The sequence below is a fragment of the Streptomyces sp. SUK 48 genome, from assembly GCF_009650765.1.
Taxonomy (GTDB): domain Bacteria; phylum Actinomycetota; class Actinomycetes; order Streptomycetales; family Streptomycetaceae; genus Streptomyces.
The window spans coordinates 4,047,689-4,067,164 of record NZ_CP045740.1; the positions used below are offsets into that span (position 1 = coordinate 4,047,689).

The window sequence follows — 19,476 nt, forward strand, 5'->3', positions numbered from 1 at the left end:
CAGGCGCGGTTCGCGGGGAACGGGACGCTCAGACCACCGTCCCGACGGCCTCCGCGCCGGCCGCGCCCGCCTCCGGCACCACCCGCCGCGCCCGGCCCGGCACCAGCAGCGGGTGGGCGACGCCCCAGGTCGCGGCCTTGCAGACCGCCTCCTTGTAGCGGGCGGCGAGGCGGCCGGTCAGGGCGCGGTCGACCGCGCGGTCGTCGGCGGTGACGAACTGGATCAGACCGTCCCGGCGGCCCAGGGAGACGCACTGCTGGAAGTACCGCACCGGCGTCACCGGCACCTTCCCGCCGCTGAGCCGTGCCGCGATCGCGTCGGCCGCCTGCCAGGCGACGGGCACCCCCGAGGCGCAGGACATCCGCAGCGGCTTGCCGCCGGGGCCCAGGGCGAGAGCCGCGTCGCCGATGGCGTACACCCGCGGGTGCGAGACGGAGCGCATCGAGCGGTCGACGACGATCTGACCGTTCGCGCCGGTCTCCAGGGTGGTGGCCCGCGCGATCGGGTGCACGGCGAAGCCGGCGGTCCACACGGTGGCCGCGGCCGGGAGCGTGGTGCCGTCGGCGGTGGTGACGTGGTCGGCGGCCACCGCAGTCACGGCGGTGTGCTCGCGCACGGTGATGCCGAGCCGGTCGCACACCGCGCGCAGATGGCGGCGGCCCTTGACCGAGAGCCGGTCGCCCAGCTCACCGCGGACGAGGAGGGCGACGTCCAGGTCGGGGCGGGCCTCGGCGAGTTCGGTCGCGGCCTCCAGGCCGGTGAGCCCGCCGCCGACCACGACCACGGGGGCGCCGGCCGCCAGTTGGGCCAGCCGGGCGCGCAGCCGCAGCGCGCCGGGGCGGCCCGCGATGTCGTGGGCGTGCTCGGCGACACCGGGGACGCCCTGGTCGTGCCATCCGCTGCCGAGGGCGTACACGAGGGTGTCGTACGGTAGTTCCTCGGCCGTGCCCCGGGTCCCGGTGACGGTCACGGTGTGGCGGTCGGCGTCCACGGCGGTGACCCGGGCGAGCTTCAGGGTGACGCCGGTGCCCGTGAACATGGCGGCGAGGGGCCGGGCCGGGAGTTCCTGTCCGGCGGCGAGCTGGTGCATCCGGACGCGCTCGACGAAGTCCGCTTCGGCGTTGACGAGGGTGAGGGCGACGTCCTCGCGGCGCAGCCGGCGGGCGAGGCGGCCGGCGGCGATGGCTCCGGTGTATCCGGCGCCGAGGACGATGACGCGGTGCTGCATGGCCTGCTCCTGTCGCTCATGGGAGGGATCCCAAGCGGTTCGCCCCTTGAACCGGGCGGCCCGCCGTTTCCTGACAGGAGCAGGGCGTGACCCGCGTCACATGCTCATCGCGGAGTGTCAGAAGACCTTCAGCACGGGGTCGCCGTGCTCGCAGGCCGCCCAGCGCCGACTCGCGCGCACGAGCTTGTCGGGGTTGACCTGGCTGCGGAAGGCGGCGATGCCCTGCCCGGTGATCTCCAGGCAGGTGATGCCGATGACCCGTGCGTCGAGCACCACGACGAGCGCGGGGGCGCCGTTGACCAGGGAGACATGGAGGTCGGGCGAGCCGCCGGCCAGATCGCGCTTGGCCTTGCCGGGCTTGAACAGGCCCCGCATGAAGGTCGCGACCGCGCGGGCCCCCTCGAACGCCCTGGCGCGGGCCGGGACCTTGCCGCCGCCGTCGCCGACCGCGATGGCGTTCTCGGTGAGCAGCCGTACCAGCGGTTCGGTGCGGCCGCTGGTGGCGGCGGCGAGGAACTCGTCCACGATCCGCCGCGCGGCCGCCTCGTCGATCTCGGCGCGGGCCCGGCCGGTGGCGACGTGCTTCTTCGCGCGGTGGAAGATCTGCTGGCTGGCGGTCTCGGTGAGGTCGAGGATCGCCGCGATCTCCCGGTGCGGGTAGTCGAACGCCTCGCGCAGCACGTACACCGCGCGCTCGTTCGGGGTGAGGCGCTCCAGCAGGGTGAGGACGGCGTACGACACCGACTCGCGCTGTTCCGCGGTGTCGGCGGGGCCCAGCATCGGGTCCCCGGCGAGCAGCGGCTCGGGCAGCCAGGCGCCGACGTAGGTCTCGCGGCGGGCGCGGGCGGAGGTGAGCTGGTTGAGGCACAGGTTGGTGAGCACCTTGGTCAGCCATGCCTCGGGCACCTCGACGCGCCCGGTGTCGGCGGCCTGCCAGCGCAGGTACGTCTCCTGTACCGCGTCCTCCGCCTCGCTCGCGGAGCCGAGCAGGCGATAGGCGATGGCCTCCAGACGGTGCCTGGACGCCTCGAACCGCTCCACGTCGTCCACCGTCAGGGCCATGACCGGGATCCTAGCCCGCGGAACCGGTCGGCCGCCCTGGAGAAAGGGGGCCGATGCGCCCCGGGGAAAAGGCCGGTGGCCCACCGGGACGGGGTAGGCCACCGGTTCTCCGGTGAGTGATGCGCGGTGTTGCGGTGCGCGGTGTTGCGGTGCGCGGTGGGGCAGGCGACCGAGGCCGCCGACGCGGCGGAGGGCCGGACCCGCCGCTCTTCCCGGTCCGCTCTTCCCGTCCGCTCTTCCCGTCCGCTCTTCCCGGTCAGCCGAGCTGGAACGTCGTCTCGATCGGGTAGTGGTCGCTGGGCGCGTTGGTGTCGGTCTGGCCGGTGGTCCAGCCGGACTGGGGGTCGAAGTCGACCTTCACCGGGGAGACGGCCGAAGGGACCGGGCGACCCGGGGCGTTGAGGTAGCCGAGGTAGTCGATGTCGTCGCGGTAGTCCGTGGGGTATCCCTGGGCCACGGCCGTGCGCTGGCACCAGGCGGAGACCGGGCAGTCCATGGTGCGCAGGGTCTGGCCCGGGTCGGTGGCGGGGGTGCCGAGGACGCCGTTCACCGCGGTCTGCGCGTTGGCGTAGTCGCCGCGGGCCCGGCCGCCGTAGTACTCCACGTTCAGGTCGCCGCCGATCAGCACCGGGCCGCTCGTGCCGGCGACGGAGTCCGCCCAGGAGCGGAGCTCGCGGAGCTGGGCGAGCCGGGTGGCCTGGGTGGTGTCGGTGGAGGTGCCGGACTCGTCGGCCTGGAGGTGGGTGCCGACCACCCAGCTCTGCGTGCCGCCCTTGGCGATCCGGACCAGCGCCGCGCCCTTGTTGGCGCGGTAGTCCCAGGTGCCGGACGCGGAGTTGGCGAAGACGTGCGCGTACTGGGCGGTGATCGGGTACTTGGACAGGATCATCGTGCCGCCGTTGATGACGAACGGCGAGCTGGAGCAGTCGCCGCTGACGCCGGTCCAGCCGCCGCCGGAGCAGGTCTGGCCGACCACCGGGGTGTGGTACGGGTACAGGTCCGACAGCTTGCCGGCGATATCGGCGGCCGAGGTGTTGTTGAAGACCTCGTCCAGCACCACCACGTCCGCGCCGTGCCCCCGGACGATCGACTCGATGACCGGCGTGCGCTGGGCGGCCTTCTGGTTCTGGGTGCTGTCCACGATCGCGGTGGGGAGGTCGACGTTCCAGGCGAACACCGACAGGCCGGTGCCGGTGCCGGTACCCGTCGCGCCGGCCGCGGGGGCCGTGTATCCGGCGAACCCGAGGAGCGTGGCGGCCGCGGTGGTGGCGAGGGCGGTAGCGGTACGACGCGAGACCATGCGCTCTCCTGCTGGAAGTGAGCCCCTGACCGTAACCGGGGCGCGTACATGACAGCAGGAATCTAGGGGCGCGCGGGTACGCCCGGAAGAACGCCGGTGGAGCGGACCATGGAGGGAAGGTGAGGGAAGGTGTCTGGACAAGTCGGCTTCCGGAGCCCTCGGTTCAGCTTGTAGAGGGGTGATCTTCCTCGGTCGGCTGTGCGCAGCGGGGTGGCCGGCGCCCCCGAAGCCGATGGGTCAGGAACGCGGTGCGGGGCTCTCCCTCGGAAGTCGGTGCGGGGAATCCGCCGCCAGGAACTCGACCACCGCCAGCGCGCACAGCAGGCACAGGGCGATCCCGAGGATCACCCAGCCCGTGGGGTACGGCCACAGCAGGCAGACCAGCGCCGCCACGGCGACCAGGATCCAGGTGAGCCAGGCGCGGTGCCGGCGCGTGAACGGGCCGACCGGGCCGGTGCGCAGCCCCGCGTGGTCGGCGGTGCCGCGGGCCGCGCCGATGCCGTCGCTCCACAGGCCCCGCACCAGACCGGCCCGCCGCCCCGGCCCGCTGAGCCAGGCGCCCAGGGCGATCACGACACCGAGCACGATCACCATCCGTACCGCGGTCTCCAGGAAGCGGGTCAGGGTGTCGTAGACCGCGCCGGCCGCGCCCGGGGAGACGTCGGCGGGCAGCCGGCCCAGGTAGAACACGCGGAAGACGCGCAGCCCGATGCCGAGCAGGGCGGTGGCGACGGCCGCGCCGAGGCAGCCCGCGACGAGGGCGCGGCGGCGGCGCAGCGACAGCAGGACACCGGCGGCGATCAGCAGGACGGCGAGCACCGGGAGCCAGTTGCCGGCGATCCGCAGCAGCCGTACGTACGTCTTCACCTTGCCGACCTGCTGGGACTCCAGGAGCGTGAACTGGGCGTGGATGACCGGGATATGGCTCGCGAAGGTCATCCCCGCGTCGACCATGCGCTTCTTCACGTCCTCGATCAGCGGGGCGAGGTCGAGGGTGACGGTGTCGTCCTTCAGCTGCACCGCGCCGCCGCCGGTGCCGGTCAGCGCCTTGTCCAGGGAGGCGTGGATCCGGCGGTTGGCGTCGGTCCAGACCGTGGCGAAGGCCGGGGACGCGACGGCCTTGCGGGCCTGGTCGTGCACGAACCCCCGTACGGCGTTCTCCAGCCCCCCGCCCAGCCCGCCGAGCGCCTTCTCCAGCAGGGGCCGGTCCTTGGGCGCCACGTCGGAGAGCAGGGTGGGCAGCTGGATCCGGTCCATCAGCGCGTCGGTGGCCCGGTTCGCGGCGGCGTCCTGCACGGCGGGGTTGCGGGCGAGCGGGGCGACGGTGGCGACATAGCGGTCGGTGTCGCCGACCAGGTCGGCGGCCCAGGTGGCGACGACGGCGAGCGGGGCGAGCAGGCAGCCGATGACGAGGAGCACGGCGGCGAGCGCGGAGAGGGGCCGGCGCCGGGCCCGCGCCCCCTCCCCTTGCCGCGCGTGCCGCTCCGCTTCCAGCGCGGCGAGCCGGGCCCGGAGATCCTCCAGCTCGGAGGGGTGGGAGCGGCCGGGCCGGTCCGGACCGCCGGGCCGGTCGTGTCGTTCCGGGGGCTCGGAGCGGGCCGGTTGGTGGGGGCGCCGGGGCGGTCGGGATCGGCAGGGCGGCCTGAGTCGCCAGACCGGCTCGGTCGGTCGGAGTCACCGGGGCCGCCGGAGTCGCCAGGGCGGGTAAAGCGATCCGGGTCACCGGGGCGGTCGGGATCGGCAGGGCGGCCCGGCCGGCCGGGGCCACCGGGACGCTTCGGGCGGCCGGATTCACCGGAGCCGCCGAGATCGCCAGGGCGGCCGGAGTCGCCAGGCCGGCTCGGTCGGCCGGAGTCACCAGGGCCGCCGGAGTCGCCAGGGCGGGTGGAGCGATCCGGGTCACCGGGGCGGTCGGGGACGCCGGACCGGTCGGGGACGCCGGATCGATCAGGGGCATCGGGGTCGTCGAGGCGACCGGAATCACCGGGCCCACCGGGCCGGTTCGGGCGGTCCGGGTCGCCGGGGCGGTCGGGATCGGCAGGGCGGCCCGGCCGGCCGGGGCCACCGGGCCGGTTCGGGCGGCCGGAGTCACCGGAGCCGTCGGAATCGCCAGAGCGGCCGGAGTCACCGGGCCCGCTCGGTCGGCCGGGGTCGCCGGAGTCGCCAGGGCGGGTGGAGCGGTCCGGGTCGTCGGGGTGGTCGGGGGTCGCACCGTTCGTCACTGGCACCTCCTCGCCGTACAGATCACCAGCGCACCGCCTCGCGCACGCGGGCGCGAGCAGGGCGGGGCCGTTCGGGTCAGGCGGGACGGATGGGGCGGCACGGGTGCGCGCCGGGGGCGGCATCCGCGGGCGGCAAGGGTGGGGCGGCACCCCGCGCGGTCACCTGATATCGTCTACATACTTGTAGACGTTCACCTCGGGGACGTCCGCGCTTCATCCGTACGTCCGATCGGTGCCCGCGCCCGTTTCCCGGAGCCCGCGGCACAGCAGCACGGCCCGGAGACCCATTTGATGACGACTTCCGCCCCGACCACCCAGGCGCTCGACGGCGCGGCGATAGACGGCGGCCTGTACACCGACGTCACCGACTTCGCCCGGCACACGCACTGGCTGAACGAACCGGTGTCGGTGTTCAGCGCCATCGGCATCGGCCTGTTCGCGGTGTACCTGCTGGTGGCGTGGTGGCGGGCCAGAGGCCAGGGCAGCACCGTGATGGCCGCCGTACTGGCGACACCCGTCGCCGTCGTCCTCGCCTACGTGGTCAACAGCGGCATCAAGAACGTCTTCGACGAGCCCCGCCCGTGCCGCGCGCTCCCCCATGACTTCCTGCTGGAGGCGTGTCCCGCGCCGGACGACTACGCCTTCCCCAGCAACCACACCACCGTCGCCTTCGCCTTCACGGTGGCCCTGCTGCTGATCAGCCGCCGCCTCGGCGGCCTCGCGCTGGTCACCGCCATCGCGATGGGCGCCTCCCGGGTGTACGTCGGCGCGCACTACCCGCACGACGTCGCCGTGGGCGCCCTGGTCGGCAGCGTCGTCTCCCTCGTCACCGTCCTGGTGCTGCGCCGGATCGCCCCGCCCCTGGTGGAACGGCTGCGCACGGGCGCCCTGCGCCCCCTGCTGACGTCCCAGCCCTCCTGACCCCTCCGGCACCCCGCGCGGGGCGGCTACGGTTGCCCCGCATGACCCCCGACGGCCCCGAACTCACCGCGGACACGGTCCGCGACCTCCTGCGCGCCCAGCACCCGGACCTCGCCGAGCGGTCCCTGCGGCTGGGCGCGCGCGGCTGGGACAACCAGCTGTGGCGGCTCGGCGACGACCTCGCGGTGCGGCTGCCCTGGGCGACCCCGACCGCGGACGCGCTGCTCCTCAAGGAGCACACCTGGCTCCCCGTCCTCGCCCCGCGCCTCCCCCTGCCGGTCCCCGTCCCGCAGCGCCTCGGCGCCCCCTCGGCGCGGTTTCCCCGGCCCTGGATCGTCACCACCTGGGTGCCGGGCGCACCCGGTGACCAGGCCCCCGCGACGCGTGGCCCGGCGGCGGCCGACGCGCTGGGCGCCTTCCTGACCGCCCTGCACCGGCCCGCCCCCGAGGACGCGCCCACCGGCCGGGAGCGCGGAGGCCCGCTGGCGCCGCTGGCCGGGCGGTTCGAGCACGGGCTGGCCTCGGCGGTCGAACAGGGCCTGCTGCCCGATCCGGAGACGGTCCGGGCGATGCGCTCGCTCTGGGCGGACGCCGTCGCCGCCCCCGCCTGGTCAGGGCCCGCGGTCTGGCTGCACGGCGACCTCCACCCGGCCAACGTGCTCACCGCGGACGGCACCTTCTGCGGCGTGATCGACTTCGGGGACCTCTGCGCGGGCGACCCCGCGTGCGATCTCGCCGCCGCCTGGACCCTGCTGCCGGACGGCGCCCTCGACCGCTTCCACACCGCGTACCGGCCCGGGTACCGGGCGGCGCGAGATCCCGGGCACGTTCCCGCACCGGGGCCCGCTCCGGACACCGCGACCCTGCGCCGCGCCCGGGGCTGGGCCCTCCTGCGCGCCCTCGGCTGTCTCCTCATCGGCGAGGCGGGCCGCCGCGGCCGCCCCGGCGGCAAGCCCAGCTGGGCCCCGCCGGCCCGCGCGGCACTGCGCCGGATCGTGCCGGCTCGCTGACACGGGCGGGCCGTTCGCGCCGGAGCGGCGGCCGCCTACTCGCCGAGCCGGAACACCGTGGACTCCCGCGCCCGGAAGCCGATCCGCTCGTAGAGGCGGTTCGCGGAGGCGCGGTCCGGGCGGGAGGTGAGGTCGAGCGTGCGCGCGCCGGCCTTGCGGGCGAGCCGGACCGCCTCCTCGATCAGCAGCCCCGCGACACCCCGGCCGCGCGCCGCGCCGTCGACCACCACGTCCTCGATCCGGCCGCGCAGCCCGGACGGCAGGGGCAGCAGGACCAGGACCAGGGTGCCGACGATCGCCTCGGCGGTGCGGGCGACCAGCACCGTGTTGGCGTCACAGGCCACCAGCCGCTCGATCGCGGCGCGGTCCAGCGGCGCGGCGGCCGAGGACAACTGTGGAAGCAGCCTCCCGAAGGCGTCGACCAGTTCCTCGGACGGCTCCCGTACGACCTCTACCCGGATCTCCATGCCGGGAGGATACCGATCGCCGAACGGGACCTTCCCCGCGTTTCGGAATACCCCATGGGGGTACTCTCGCCCGAGTGGCGGGACCACACCACCGTGAAGCGTGAAGGAAGTGCGCCGCATGCACGCGATCGGACACGCGTTGTTCATCACCGGATCGATGACCTGGGAGATCACCTGGGCGCTGATCCTCGGCTTCACCCTCTCGGCCGTCGTCCAGGCGGTGGTGCGCCGCGAGACGGTCGTACGGCTGCTCGGCGACGACCGCCCGCGCACGCTCGCCCTGTCCGCGGGCCTCGGCGCCGCCTCGTCCTCCTGCTCCTACGCCGCCGTCGCCCTCGCCCGCTCCCTGTTCCGCAAGGGCGCGAACTTCACGGCGGCGATGGCCTTCGAGATCGCCTCGACCAACCTCGTCATCGAACTCGGCGTGATCCTCGCCCTGTTGATGGGCTGGCAGTTCACGGCGGCGGAGTTCACCGGCGGTCCGATCATGATCGTCGTCCTCGCGGCGCTGTTCCGCGTGTTCCTGCGCGAACGGCTGCTGCGCACGGCCAGGGAGCAGGCCGAGCGCGGTGTCGCCGGGTCCATGGAGGGCCACGCGGCGATGGACATGTCGGTCCGCGGCGAGGGCGGCTTCCTGCGCCGGCTCCTCTCGCGCGCGGGGCTGACCTCCGTGTCGCACATCTTCGTCATGGAGTGGGCCGCGATCCTGCGGGACCTGGTGGCCGGGCTGCTGATCGCCGGCGCCATCGCCGCCTGGGTGCCGGAGGACTTCTGGCACACCTTCTTCCTGGCCGGCCACCCCCTCGCGGCCAAGCTGGTCGGCCCGCTGATCGGCCCCCTCGTCGCCGTCGCCACGTTCGTCTGCTCCATCGGCAACGTGCCGCTGGCGGTGGTCCTGTGGAAGGGCGGCATCAGCTTCGGCGGAGTGATCGCCTTCATCTACGCCGACCTGCTGATCCTGCCGATCCTCAACATCTACCGGAAGTACTACGGCGCCCGCATGGCCGGCTTCCTGCTCGCCACCTTCTTCGCCGCCATCGTGGTGGCCGGCTACGTGGTGGAGTTCCTCTTCGGCGGCCTCGGCCTCATCCCCGACCAGGCGGCGGCGAGGCTCCCCGAGGAGGGCATCCGCTGGAACTACACGACCTGGCTCAACATCGCCTTCCTCCTCCTCGCCGCCTCCCTCCTCCTCCGCTTCCTGCGCACGGGCGGCACGGCGATGCTGCGGACGATGGGCGGGGCGCCGGAGAGCGGCGGAGACGGTGGGCGCGGGAGCGGCGGGCGCGGGGAGCCCGACCATCACCACGCCTGAGGCCACCCGCTGGACTCCCGGGGGCTTCACACCGGACTCAGCGCGACGGACGCCCTGAAACCGAGTTCACACCACACGAACTTGCCCCGCTCCCCGAACCGCGCCGACGGCTGCCACCCCCAGCGGTCGGCACACGCCATGACGAGCCCGAGCCCCCGGCCACCTTCCAATTCGGCTACCTCGGCGCGCGATTGCGCCACGGGCGGCGACTGCGGATCCGTGTCCCACGCCCCGATCCACACCGCCCCCTCCGGGGTACGGCGCACCCGAAGCGCCGCCGGTCCCTTCGTGTGACGGACCGCGTTCGAGACCAGCTCCGCCGCCAGCAGCTCCGCGATGTCCACCAGGCCGATCAGACCGTGGAGGGTCAGGATCAGGCGGAGAGTTCGACGGGAAACCGTGACCGCCCTTGGGTCGTTGGGGATGCAAAGGGTGTAGTCCCAGGACTCGCCTTCGGGCATGGGTGATCAACTCCGGGGAGTAAGTGGGGGGTTGAAACGCGCGCAGGGTGGCATTGCCGCAGGGTGCGGTGCACTTCCGCTGCGTGTGCGGTACGTCACCGAAGGTAGGGCTAACGCGTAAGCCGGAGCAAGCGAATCGCGTAATCTGCCCCCGAACGAGCGGTATCAGCAGATGCGTTGAAGCAAGGAGAACCCGATGGTTCTGAGGCGCGAACCAACCGCACGCCAGTTGCGCCTGGGGCTGGAACTGCGCAGGCTTCGCGAGGCCGCGGGGCTCGCGGTCCGGGAAGCGGCCGCGCTACTCGGGGTCTCCGGTCCGGCCATCAGTCAGATCGAGTCCGGTGTCGCGGGCGTGGGGGAACAGCGTCTCCGGCGCCTGGCCTCGCACTATGCCTGCACCGATCACGAGTTCATCGACGCGCTGGTGGCGATGGCCACCGAACGGACGCACGGCTGGTGGGAGGAGTATGAGGGGCTGCTGCCGACGTCGTTCCTGGACCTCGCCGAACTGGAGCACCACGCCCGCCTCCTGCGCGAGGTGTCGGTCCTTTACGTACCGGGATTGCTTCAGACAGAGGACTACGCTCGCGCGGTCTTCTCCGCCCGAGTTCCCGAGCTCACCCAAGAAGAGCTGGATGTGCGTGTCAGCCACCGCATGCGGCGCCAGCAACACGCCCAACCGTACGAGACGGTGATCCACGAGGCTGCTCTGCGCATCAGGGTCAGCGACCGCGCCGCCTCACGACACCAACTTCAACAACTCCTGGAGTTGTCCGAGTCGAACCATGTCACCGTGCGGGTCATCCCCTTCGACCTGGACGACTTCGCCAGAGCCTCCAGCACGATGACGCACGTTTGCGGCCCTCTACCCAAGCTGGATACGGTGCTCCGCGACACGCTGCACGGCTCGGCCTTCATCGACTCCGAGGCTCAACTCAACGCCTACCGAACGAGTTTCCGTAAGGTGGAAACCGCGTCCCTCGACCCCTCTCGGTCACGTGACTTCATCAACCGGCTGGCGAAGGAGCTGTGATGCCCCCTATGGAGAACTGGCGAAAGTCGTCCTACTCGGGCCCGGGCGACGGCAACGCGTGTGTGGAGATCACCGACACCCCCACCCACGTATCCGTCCGCGACTCCAAGACCCCCACCCGAGCCACCCTCACCTTCCCCCTCCCCGTCTTCACCTCCTTCATCGAGACCCTGAAGGGTGCGCGCTCGGGCGGGCTGCGACCCTGAATCCAACCGAGCCCCAGCTCACGAACTCTTGACCCCGCCGCCGGGACACGCGGGAGTCTTCCCACGCGCTCTGAGATCCTGGAGGCCGATCGAGAGGGGTCGCAGGTATGGAATGGAAGACGCACGGTGAGCGACAGATCTACACGAACCCCTGGGTAAATCTATGCCTCGTCGATGTCCAACAGCCTGACGGGCGCAGGTGGGAGTACCACGTCGTCCGGCTTCGGCACCTGGCCGTGGCCGCCGTCGTCAATGAACGCCAAGAGATTCTCATGATGTGGCGACACCGCTTCATCACGGACTCGTGGGCCTGGGAGCTGCCCATGGGTCTGGTCGAAGAGGGCGAGACCCCGGAAGAAGCCGCGGCTCGCGAAGTATTGGAAGAGACGGGATGGCGTCCTGGTTCCATCAAGCCCCTTATCTACGCCGAGCCGGCCAACGGCATCACCGACTCCCAGCACCATGTCTTCCGGGCCGACGGAGCAACGTATGAAGGACCACCGACCGAGAAGAACGAGTCGGACCGGATCGAGTGGATCCCGCTGGCCGACGTGCGGGGCATGATCGACCGCCGCGAGATCGTCAGCAGCGGCTCCCTCGTCGGCCTGCTCTACGTGCTCATGGATGAGGCCACCCGCTGACCTGGCACGACAGCATCTCCCGAAGCCGGGACTCGAACGCCATCGCGGTCGGCTCCCGACGGAAGGGCTCCAGCTGCTCGTAGAACTCCCGGAGGTGGCCGACGACTCGTTGCGAGCTGACGGCCGCCGCCGGGACGAGGGCACCGATGGCTGTGTGGCAGGCTTCGTCAAGCTTGCCACGCTGAAGCTGAGTGCGGGCGAGCCAGAAGGCGTGGAAGGCACGGCCCCGGTGGTTCGATCAATGGCCATGTGCGATACCCGTGTCCACGATCAGCTTCGGCTCGTCGAAGTAGGTGGCCCAGGCCGGATCTGGATCGTCGGCGCTGATCCGGCCGAAGTGAGTGTGGGCCTCCGAGATCGCGGCATGGGTGGCACTGTGGTTCCCGAGGGTGGCGTGCGCGAACGATTCGCGCATCGCGAGCATGGCCAGCACGCGCGGTGTCGTCTCCTCCGCTCCTCGGGCTTGGTCCTGGGCTGCTGCGACGAGGGCGAGAGCGTCCCCAGGCTTGTCCTGATATGTGGCCTGGAGGCTCATGCAGGCGAGGACATTGGCCGTGAACTGACGGTCGTCGATGGTCTTGGCCAACCCGAGGGCTTCCGTGAAGTAGGCGCGTGCCTGGTTGTACTGGCGAGCGTCGAAGTAGGTCCACCCGGTGAGCCGGGCCAGCTCAGCCTCGATGCTGTGCAGGCCGTCCCGCATGGGTGCGGGTCGCTGCTCTTTGAGCAGGCCGATGACATAGCGGAGTTGGCCGACGACCGCCGGCCGTAAGGTCTCGCCGCCGTGCTCGTCGTCCCGGCGCCAATAATCCGAGATCGACGAATGCAGCGCGTCCAGCATCGACGGGCTGAGGTCCCGCTCGGCTGCCAGGGCGAGGATGCTGTCCACGTCAGCCCCGGGTAGCCTCGCGGCCGACCGCACATTGACGGACGTCGGCTCCTCGAAGGGTTCTCGTGGTGTGACGGTCAGGGTCTGTGGGGTCTCCCACGAACGCCGGGCCAGACCGAGCAGATGGCCCGGGATGCGCAGTCCGTCAGAGATCCGTTCGACCACGTCCATGTGCAGCAGCTGTCGCCGCCCGGTAATAACCTCGCCGACGCGGCTCGGGGTGAGATCGCAACGTCGCGCAATCATCGACGGGTAGATGCCTGCCCGTACTTTGACCAGCCAAAAGATGCGGCTGAAGTCTCTGGCCTGGCATGCCTCGATCATCGCCGGGTCCGTGAGCAGGCTGGCCGGGAGTTCCTTCGAACGGCGGGGCTCAGGCATCGGGCACGCTCCGGCGTGAGAACTACGGACCGCTGTGCTTGGTCAACCGTTGGTGATGCTACCCAAGTTGGGTATCCCGCTTGGCCTTTCTCGTCCAGCCTGTGGATCGGGATGCTCCTGACCATGGCGAACGGACAGGACGAGGTACGGATGACGCTGCGGGTCTCGCACGACTCCGGCCGGACGTGGGGACCTACCACGGAGGTACGCGTGGGCAACGACCCGGTGGTGCCGGACGACTCCGGCCGCTTGCCACCATGCGCGTGCCCCATGTGCGCGGAGCAGAACTCCAGCGGATCTCGGCGGGTGATGTCGTGACGCGGTGCAGGCACTCGCGCCGGGTGCCCTTGGACCTGGTGCAGGAAGCGTGGGAGAAGTCCGCCACTGAACACGTCGACATGGCGGTGCAGTGCCAGTTGTCCTCGCACGACGGCGGTGAGCACTACGGCTTGTTCAGCGACACCGGCGAATACGGGACCGCGACGTGGCTTCGCTGGCGCGAAAGGGCCGAAGCGGAGCTGGTCGCCCTGCCGGACTGCCCGGTGGTCGCAACAGGGTCCGACGGTGAAGCCTGCTGTCTGTTTCGACGGTCACGCCGAACACCACACCTGGGAAGCCGTGAAGAACGCGCGTTCCTGATCAGCCGTGCTCGCCCATGGCCGCGCGCAGCCAGTCGAGCGGGGCCTGGGCCAGCAGTTGGTCGGCGAGCAGCCGGCCGGACTCGGTGACGATCCGGGACCGGCTGTTGTCGACCCACCGCTGAGCCGCCTCGTACCCCTGCCCCTTGTACTCCAGGCCCTGGAGCATGCACTCCAGCTTGTCCGCGTCGCGGGCGCAGACGGCCTCCGGTGTCTCACGCGCCTCGTACTCGGCGACGACGGCACGGATCGCGGAGCGGAGGACCTCGGGCATGCCCGCCGTCTGGTCAGCCGTCACCGCGGCCGGGTCCCCCGGGGGCGCGTACTTCTTCCCCAGGTGGTTCACGTCACCGGTACGCGTCTCCTGCGAGTCGTGCCACACCGCCAGGTGCGCGGCGCGCGCGGCGTCGGCGCCCTCCAGCGTGGCGATGACCGAGGCGATGACCGACGTACGCCACGCGTGCTCGGCGACGCTCTCGGGATCGCGAACACCCGCCATCCACCAGCCTGTTCGCCGGGCTGCCTTCAACGTCCCCGCCTCCCACAGGAAGTGGGCCACGTCCGCCAGGTCCTGGTCATCCACGGGTGTCCCCTTTCACGCCTCGGAGAGGCGGATCGCGTACCGGATGCCCTCCAGCTCCCGCCGAGTCTGCGGCGAAAGCCGGGAGTCATCCAACATCACCGGCAGGCGTTCACGCAGGATCGCCCCGGCCGCCGACCGGGCGCGCAGCAAGTTCGGGCGGACGGCGAGCAGCGCCCACAGGGAGTGGACGTCGAGGCCGAAAAAGGCACCGCCACCGGTGGCGCGAGCCGACGCCGGCCGGACGCGTCAGCCGGGGGCGTTGCCGGTCGCCCGGATGATCGCCGATTCCACCGCCGCCACCCGGTCCGCCAGTACCGTCAGCGCGGCGACCGCGCGGGTCAGGGGGTCCTGGTCGGGGCCGCCGAGGGTGCGGGTGCGGAGGTGGGCGGCTTTGATGTCCGACCAGCGGGAGGACTGGGCGGGGTCCAACGCGTGCCGTAGTTCGGCGAGTTTGAGGAGGTTGGCCTCGGCGCCCGTGGTCAGGGTCTGGGCCTCGGCCGTGTAGTGGTCCTGGACGACGGCCTCGCGCTCGGCGGTGTTCATGACCGGGCGCAGCCGCTGGGCGATCTTGTTCATGTCGCGGTACGAGCCCTGGAGGCGGAACGGCGGCTCGGTGCGCGCGTCGGCGGACTGGGCGGCGGAGGCGATGTAGGCCGCGTTGACGGTGAGGATCGTGTCGCGGACGGCGAGGACGTGGCGCAACAACGCGAGCACGGTGTCGAGTTCGGCCGGTGGCAGGGCGGTGGACAGCCGGTCGGGGCGGGCCGTCGGGTCGCCCGCGGCCAGCCGGACCAGCAGCTCCAGGTCGGCGCGCTCGCGGGCCGCGAGGGGGGCGAGGACCGGGTTGGCGGTCAGGGCGTTCTCCACGAAGCTCAGCGCGAAGGCGTCCTCCTTGCCGGTCAGGACGTCGCCCAGGTTCCATACGTCGGCGCGGTTGGCGAGCATGTCGGGGATGCGGAACCGCTCCCCGGACTCCGTGTACGGGTTGCCCGCCATGCACACCGCGAACCGCTTGCCGCGCAGGTCGTAGGTGCGCGGCTCGCCGTCCCACACGCCGTCCACGCGCCGGGTCGCATCGCACAACGGGATGAACTTCTGGAGGAGTTCGGGCGACGTGTGCTGGATGTCGTCCAGGTGGAGCAGGGTGTTGTTGCCCGCCGCGAGCGCGAAGTTGATCTTCTCGATCTCGCGGCGCGCGGTGGCGTTCGGGGCGTCCGCCGGGTCCAGCGAGGTGACGGAGTGGCCGAGCGCCGGGCCGCTGATCTTGACCAGCATCAGGCCGAGCCGGTCGGCGACGTACTCCAGGAGCGTCGTCTTGCCGTAGCCGGGCGGCGAGACCAGCAGGAGCAGGCCGCCGGTGTCGGTGCGCTTTGTGGCGCCGGTGGTGCCCAGCTGGCGGGCGAGGCTGTCGCCGATCAGCGGGAGGTAGACCTCGTCCACGAGGCGGTTGCGGACGAACGCCGGCATCACCCGGGGCCGGTGGTCGGCCAGGCGCAGCCGTTCGCGTTCGGCGTCGAGCAGCGCTCCGCGGCGGCGCTGGTAGGCGCGGAAGCCGGGTACGTCGTGCGCGGTGTGCCGGGCGGTGCGGGCCAGGAACTCGTCCAGGCGCAGCTCCAGCCGGCCGCCCGCCACCCGGGGGTGGGCGCCGAGGAGGCCGTCCACGGTCGCGGTGAGCGGGGCGTCGCCGTCGTAGCGCGGCAGCGCGGGGCACAGTTCGGCGGCGACCGCCTCCGCGAGTTCGCCCGGGGCGGCGTCGCTGCCGCTCGCGGTGGCGTACGCGGTGAGCCATGCCTCGACCGCCTGGCGGCGCGCGCGCAGGTCGGTCAGCCCCTCCAGGTCCCGGCCGTAGTCCGAACCGCCGAGCGCCCGGCGGAACTTGTCGAGCAGGGCGCGGGCGGCGGCGCCGAGCACGAAGTCCTCGGGGCCGGTGCCGCCGGTCAGTTCGTCGAGGAGGTAGGCGGCGGCCGCCTCGGCGGACCACCGGTCGAAGCCCCCGCCCGCCCCCTCGCGGGCATCAGCCGCCCCCGCGCGGGCGCCGGCCGCCTCCCATTCCGCGAGGGCCGCCGCGAGCTCCGCCACCAGGTCTCCCAGGGCCGCCGTCGGCCCGAAGGCGTCCCGGGCGCGGGCCAGGGACACGGCGCGGCGGGTCCAGGCGGCGCGGGCCGGCTCCGTGGTGCCGTGGGCCCAGAAGAGCTGGGCCCGGGCGCGGGCGGCGGGCTCGTGGCGCAGCGGGCCCGCGGCGTCGTACAGGGGCAGCAGCGCGGTCAGGATCAGGGTCGCGTCATGGTCGTGGACGCCGCGCTCGTAGCCCTCGTCGTACGACTCCTGCGCGACCCGGCGGACCAGGCCCGGCAGGTCGTCGGCGGCGGCGAGGGCGGCCGGGCCGTGCGCCGTGAGGAGGCGGGCGGCGAGGTGTTCGGCGCGGTAGACGTCGGGGGACTCGGAGGGCAGGTGCCGGTCCCAGTAGGGGCGGGTGGCGGCGAAGCCGGGGTCGGTGACCGGGGCGCGGTAGTCGGTGCCGGTGACCGCGAGGGCGAGGCCGTCGCCGGCCGGGACGAGGGCGAGGTCCAGCGGCTGGGTGTTGACGGCGAAGCGGTGGCCGCCGAGCAGCAGGGTGCGGCCGTCGTCGGCGTACAGGTCGCCGCGGTCGCGCAGGGCGCGCGCGGCCTCCTGGCGGGCGGCCTTGAGACGCCCGTCGAGTTCCTCGGCGCGCACGCTGTCGCCGAGGTCGCGCAGTTCGCCGGCGGTGCGGACGATCTTGGCGACCAGCGGGTCGGAGGCGAAGTAGGCGGTGACCGCGTCGGCGTCGGCGAGCTGGGCCGCGCGCCGGGCGACCGTCTCCAGCATCCGCCCGGCCGACACGGCGAGTTGCTCGGCCCGGCGGGCCCGGACGTCGGCGAGGGACTGCTTGCGGGCGGCGAACGCCTCGTAGATCTCGGTGCGTCGGCCGGCGAGTTCGGTCAGGAAGTCGTCGAACTCGGCGAACCGGCCGTCCAGGTCCTCCAACCGGGCCAGCACAGAGGCGAGTTGGTCGTCACACGTCTCGGGGGTGGTGGCGCCGGCGAGGGCGGCGGTGACGGCCTGGGCGAGCAGGGCGGTCTCGGCGGCGAACTCCGCGCGGCCCTCCCGGTCCTTGAGGGAGCGGCGGCGGGCGTCGAGGGTGGCGCGCGCCCGGTTGACGCCGCCCAGGACGTCGGCGATCCGCTCCAGTACGGCGGTGCGCACGGTGGCGTCGGCGATGTCGAGGCCGGTGACCACCTCGGTGACGGTGCGCAGCCCGTCGGCCAGCTCGTCCAGGCGCTCGGCGACGGGCCCGGCGTCGGCGACCGTGCCGATCGCGTCCGCGTCGGCCACCAGCCGCTCCACCTCGGCGCGCTGGGCGGTGAAGGCGTCCTCGCGGGACAGGAAGGTCACCGCGCGCCTGCCGAAGGCGGCCAGGTCGGACTCCGCCTCGGCGGCGAGCGCGGCCACCCGCTCGGTGTCCACGTGGCGCAGCTCGCGCAGGGTGAGCAAGTGGCCGTGGGCGTGGCGGAGTTCGGTCAGCCCCCGCACCCAGGCGGCGGCCTCGCGCGGGGCCTCTCCGCGCAGCCGGCGCACCACGGACGCGATCCGCTCCGCGGCCTCGTCCAGCGCCTCGGCGGCCTGCCGGGTCAGCTCGCGGACGGTCTCGAACTCGGCCAGCACCTGCTCGCCGGTCTCGCGCAGGGCGGCCAGCGGCTCGTGGACGGAGCCGAGTTCGGGGTCGGTGAGCCAGTGGTGGGTGTCGGCGGCGCGGACGCACGCGGCGGTGAGCGCGCGGTAGCCCTCGCCGGTGGTGATGCCGTCGGCCACCAGCCGGGCCACGGACAGGCAGTCGGCGAGGCCGCGCACGAGGTCGGCGTTGCCGACGCGGGCGAGCGGGCCGGTGCCGGTGCGCAGGGCGGCGGCGTGGGTGTCGGAGACGTACGGCGAGGTCCACCACTGGAGGGGGTGCGTGTGCGCGGGCTCGTCGCCCCCGGCGCGCAGCACGGCCAGCGCGCCGTCCTCGAACAACGCCCAGCCCTGGCAGGGCAGCGGGGTCGCGACCTCCTTGCGCAGGGTGTTGTACGACAGCAGCAGCGTGCCGCCGCCGGCCCGGTCCCGGAACGCGTAGAGCACGTCCTCGCCGTTGGGCGCGCGGACCTCCTGCTCGAACTCGAGGCCCGTCACGTCGAGTTCGTACGTCTTGTGCTGGCCGCTCGCCAGGCAGTACCCGCCGGGGAAGACGACGCCCTGCTCCTCGGGCAGCCGGCGGCACGCCTGGCCGAGGCCGTCGAGGCGGACGACCGTCCGGGTCAGGGCGTTGAAGACCAGGTGGCGATCGGTGTCCTCCTTGTACGGCCGTACGCGCAGCAGCGTCAGGGGGCCGACGCTCGCGTACGCCACGGCGGCGTCGGCGAGGGACTGGAGGGGTTCCGCGACGGGCTCGGCGTACAGCCGCGCGCCGTCCTCGGCGCGGACGGTGAGGGTGCCGCCGAGGGCCGCGACGCCGAGCCCGCCGGGTACGGCGACGTACGGCTCCCGGCCCAGCACGTGATCGGCGCGGCCGGTGCCGGTCCAGGTCACGTCCTGGGCCGGCGGTACGGCGTCGTCGCGCTCGCCGCGGGCGTCCAGGAACTCGGCGCGGCCGTCCTCGGTCAGGTTCCAGCGCAGGGCGCGGATGTCGTCGGCCTTCTCGCCGGTGCGGAACACCGCGAGGAGACGGCCGTCGGTGCGGCGCAGGCGCAGGAGGTGGGCGTCGCGGTAGTAGCGGGTCAGGGCGGTGAACTCGCGGACGAACGCGGGGTCGTCGAGGAAGCCGTCTCTCTCGGGGAGGCGGTTGCCCGCGCGGTCGTAGAGGGCGAGGACGGGTTCGCTGCCGCGGGTCCGGCTGCCGAGGAGGAGTCGGTCGCCGACCGCCACGATGTCCTGCCGGAGGCTCGCGTGGGGGTCCTGAGGCTGGTGGTGGAGGCGAGTTCGAGGGGGGGCGAGCCGAACTCCCGCGCACGGCGGGCGTTCAGTTCCTCGGCCCGCCGGGCCAGTTCGGCGGCGTGTGCGGCCAGCCGGTCGCGGAGGACGTCGTACGTTCCGGCGTCGACGGTCTCGGTGGCCATGGTCGCCTTTCGTG

13 protein-coding genes and 2 pseudogenes are annotated in these 19,476 nt (G+C 72.9%); 6 read left to right on the forward strand and 9 right to left on the reverse strand.

Annotated features, from left to right (window positions below):
* Window positions 1–28 precede the first annotated feature (28 nt).
* The 4 genes from GHR20_RS17485 to GHR20_RS17500 form a co-directional block, all read right to left on the reverse strand.
* On the reverse strand, window positions 29–1,228 hold the full coding sequence (locus tag GHR20_RS17485; protein ID WP_153813693.1) for an FAD-dependent oxidoreductase: 1,200 nt from the start codon (window positions 1,226–1,228) through the stop codon (window positions 29–31).
* Window positions 1,229–1,345: 117 nt separating this feature from the next.
* Window positions 1,346–2,290, reverse strand: a complete 945-nt coding sequence (gene sigJ / locus GHR20_RS17490) for an RNA polymerase sigma factor SigJ (RefSeq protein ID WP_153813694.1) — start codon at window positions 2,288–2,290, stop codon at window positions 1,346–1,348.
* 256 nt (window positions 2,291–2,546) lie between these two features.
* Window positions 2,547–3,590, reverse strand: a complete 1,044-nt coding sequence (locus tag GHR20_RS17495) for a sphingomyelin phosphodiesterase (RefSeq protein WP_194858906.1) — start codon at window positions 3,588–3,590, stop codon at window positions 2,547–2,549.
* Between the two features lie 237 nt (window positions 3,591–3,827).
* Window positions 3,828–5,114: a hypothetical protein gene (locus GHR20_RS17500; protein ID WP_153813695.1), complete on the reverse strand. Its 1,287-nt coding sequence runs from the start codon at window positions 5,112–5,114 to the stop codon at window positions 3,828–3,830.
* A 989-nt stretch (window positions 5,115–6,103) separates the two neighbouring features.
* Between GHR20_RS17500 and GHR20_RS17505 the strand changes: the two genes are divergently transcribed.
* Entirely contained in the window at window positions 6,104–6,733 is a 630-nt protein-coding gene (locus tag GHR20_RS17505) for a phosphatase PAP2 family protein (protein ID WP_153813696.1), read from the forward strand.
* Between the two features lie 41 nt (window positions 6,734–6,774).
* Entirely contained in the window at window positions 6,775–7,743 is a 969-nt protein-coding gene (locus GHR20_RS17510; RefSeq protein ID WP_153813697.1) for an aminoglycoside phosphotransferase family protein, read from the forward strand.
* Between the two features lie 35 nt (window positions 7,744–7,778).
* Here the strand turns inward: GHR20_RS17510 and GHR20_RS17515 are convergent, their stop codons facing one another.
* Window positions 7,779–8,210, reverse strand: coding sequence for a GNAT family N-acetyltransferase (locus GHR20_RS17515; protein ID WP_153813698.1), 432 nt, complete (start codon window positions 8,208–8,210; stop codon window positions 7,779–7,781).
* Window positions 8,211–8,328: 118 nt separating this feature from the next.
* On the opposite strand from GHR20_RS17515, the gene GHR20_RS17520 reads away from it, so the two are divergent.
* Complete coding sequence (locus GHR20_RS17520) at window positions 8,329–9,522, forward strand: permease (protein ID WP_153813699.1); 1,194 nt, start codon at window positions 8,329–8,331, stop codon at window positions 9,520–9,522.
* Window positions 9,523–9,548: 26 nt separating this feature from the next.
* Here the strand turns inward: GHR20_RS17520 and GHR20_RS17525 are convergent, their stop codons facing one another.
* Entirely contained in the window at window positions 9,549–9,983 is a 435-nt protein-coding gene (locus GHR20_RS17525; protein WP_153813700.1) for an ATP-binding protein, read from the reverse strand.
* Between the two features lie 196 nt (window positions 9,984–10,179).
* On the opposite strand from GHR20_RS17525, the gene GHR20_RS17530 reads away from it, so the two are divergent.
* The 3 genes from GHR20_RS17530 to GHR20_RS17540 all read left to right on the forward strand — a co-directional run bounded on the left by GHR20_RS17530 (window position 10,180) and on the right by GHR20_RS17540 (window position 11,863).
* Complete coding sequence (locus GHR20_RS17530; protein WP_153813701.1) at window positions 10,180–11,016, forward strand: helix-turn-helix transcriptional regulator; 837 nt, start codon at window positions 10,180–10,182, stop codon at window positions 11,014–11,016.
* Window positions 11,017–11,024: 8 nt separating this feature from the next.
* On the forward strand, window positions 11,025–11,222 hold the full coding sequence (locus tag GHR20_RS17535) for a DUF397 domain-containing protein (protein ID WP_153813702.1): 198 nt from the start codon (window positions 11,025–11,027) through the stop codon (window positions 11,220–11,222).
* A 107-nt stretch (window positions 11,223–11,329) separates the two neighbouring features.
* On the forward strand, window positions 11,330–11,863 hold the full coding sequence (locus GHR20_RS17540; protein ID WP_153813703.1) for an NUDIX hydrolase: 534 nt from the start codon (window positions 11,330–11,332) through the stop codon (window positions 11,861–11,863).
* Here GHR20_RS17540 and GHR20_RS17545 read toward each other — a convergent pair.
* From GHR20_RS17545 to GHR20_RS17560, 3 genes and pseudogenes are all read right to left on the reverse strand, one after another.
* Window positions 11,841–13,130 (reverse strand): annotated as a pseudogene (locus GHR20_RS17545) (hypothetical protein). The gene GHR20_RS17540 and the pseudogene GHR20_RS17545 overlap by 23 nt on opposite strands.
* 639 nt (window positions 13,131–13,769) lie before the next feature.
* On the reverse strand, window positions 13,770–14,351 hold the full coding sequence (locus GHR20_RS17550) for an HD domain-containing protein (RefSeq protein WP_153813704.1): 582 nt from the start codon (window positions 14,349–14,351) through the stop codon (window positions 13,770–13,772).
* A 246-nt stretch (window positions 14,352–14,597) separates the two neighbouring features.
* Window positions 14,598–19,462, reverse strand: a pseudogene (locus tag GHR20_RS17560) (DNA repair ATPase).
* Between the last annotated feature and the right edge of the window lie 14 nt (window positions 19,463–19,476).

Bases quoted from the DNA above. Each gene is read 5' to 3' on its own strand.
- GHR20_RS17495 (WP_194858906.1), bottom strand. From the start codon at position 3,590: ATGGTCTCGCGTCGTACCGCTACCGCCCTCGCCACCACCGCGGCCGCC.
- GHR20_RS17540 (WP_153813703.1), top strand. From the start codon at position 11,330: ATGGAATGGAAGACGCACGGTGAGCGACAGATCTACACGAACCCCTGG.
- GHR20_RS17510 (WP_153813697.1), top strand. From the start codon at position 6,775: ATGACCCCCGACGGCCCCGAACTCACCGCGGACACGGTCCGCGACCTC.
- GHR20_RS17530 (WP_153813701.1), top strand. From the start codon at position 10,180: ATGGTTCTGAGGCGCGAACCAACCGCACGCCAGTTGCGCCTGGGGCTG.
- GHR20_RS17525 (WP_153813700.1), bottom strand. From the start codon at position 9,983: ATGCCCGAAGGCGAGTCCTGGGACTACACCCTTTGCATCCCCAACGAC.
- GHR20_RS17535 (WP_153813702.1), top strand. From the start codon at position 11,025: ATGGAGAACTGGCGAAAGTCGTCCTACTCGGGCCCGGGCGACGGCAAC.
- GHR20_RS17515 (WP_153813698.1), bottom strand. From the start codon at position 8,210: ATGGAGATCCGGGTAGAGGTCGTACGGGAGCCGTCCGAGGAACTGGTC.
- GHR20_RS17520 (WP_153813699.1), top strand. From the start codon at position 8,329: ATGCACGCGATCGGACACGCGTTGTTCATCACCGGATCGATGACCTGG.
- GHR20_RS17505 (WP_153813696.1), top strand. From the start codon at position 6,104: ATGACGACTTCCGCCCCGACCACCCAGGCGCTCGACGGCGCGGCGATA.
- GHR20_RS17485 (WP_153813693.1), bottom strand. From the start codon at position 1,228: ATGCAGCACCGCGTCATCGTCCTCGGCGCCGGATACACCGGAGCCATC.
- sigJ (WP_153813694.1), bottom strand. From the start codon at position 2,290: ATGGCCCTGACGGTGGACGACGTGGAGCGGTTCGAGGCGTCCAGGCAC.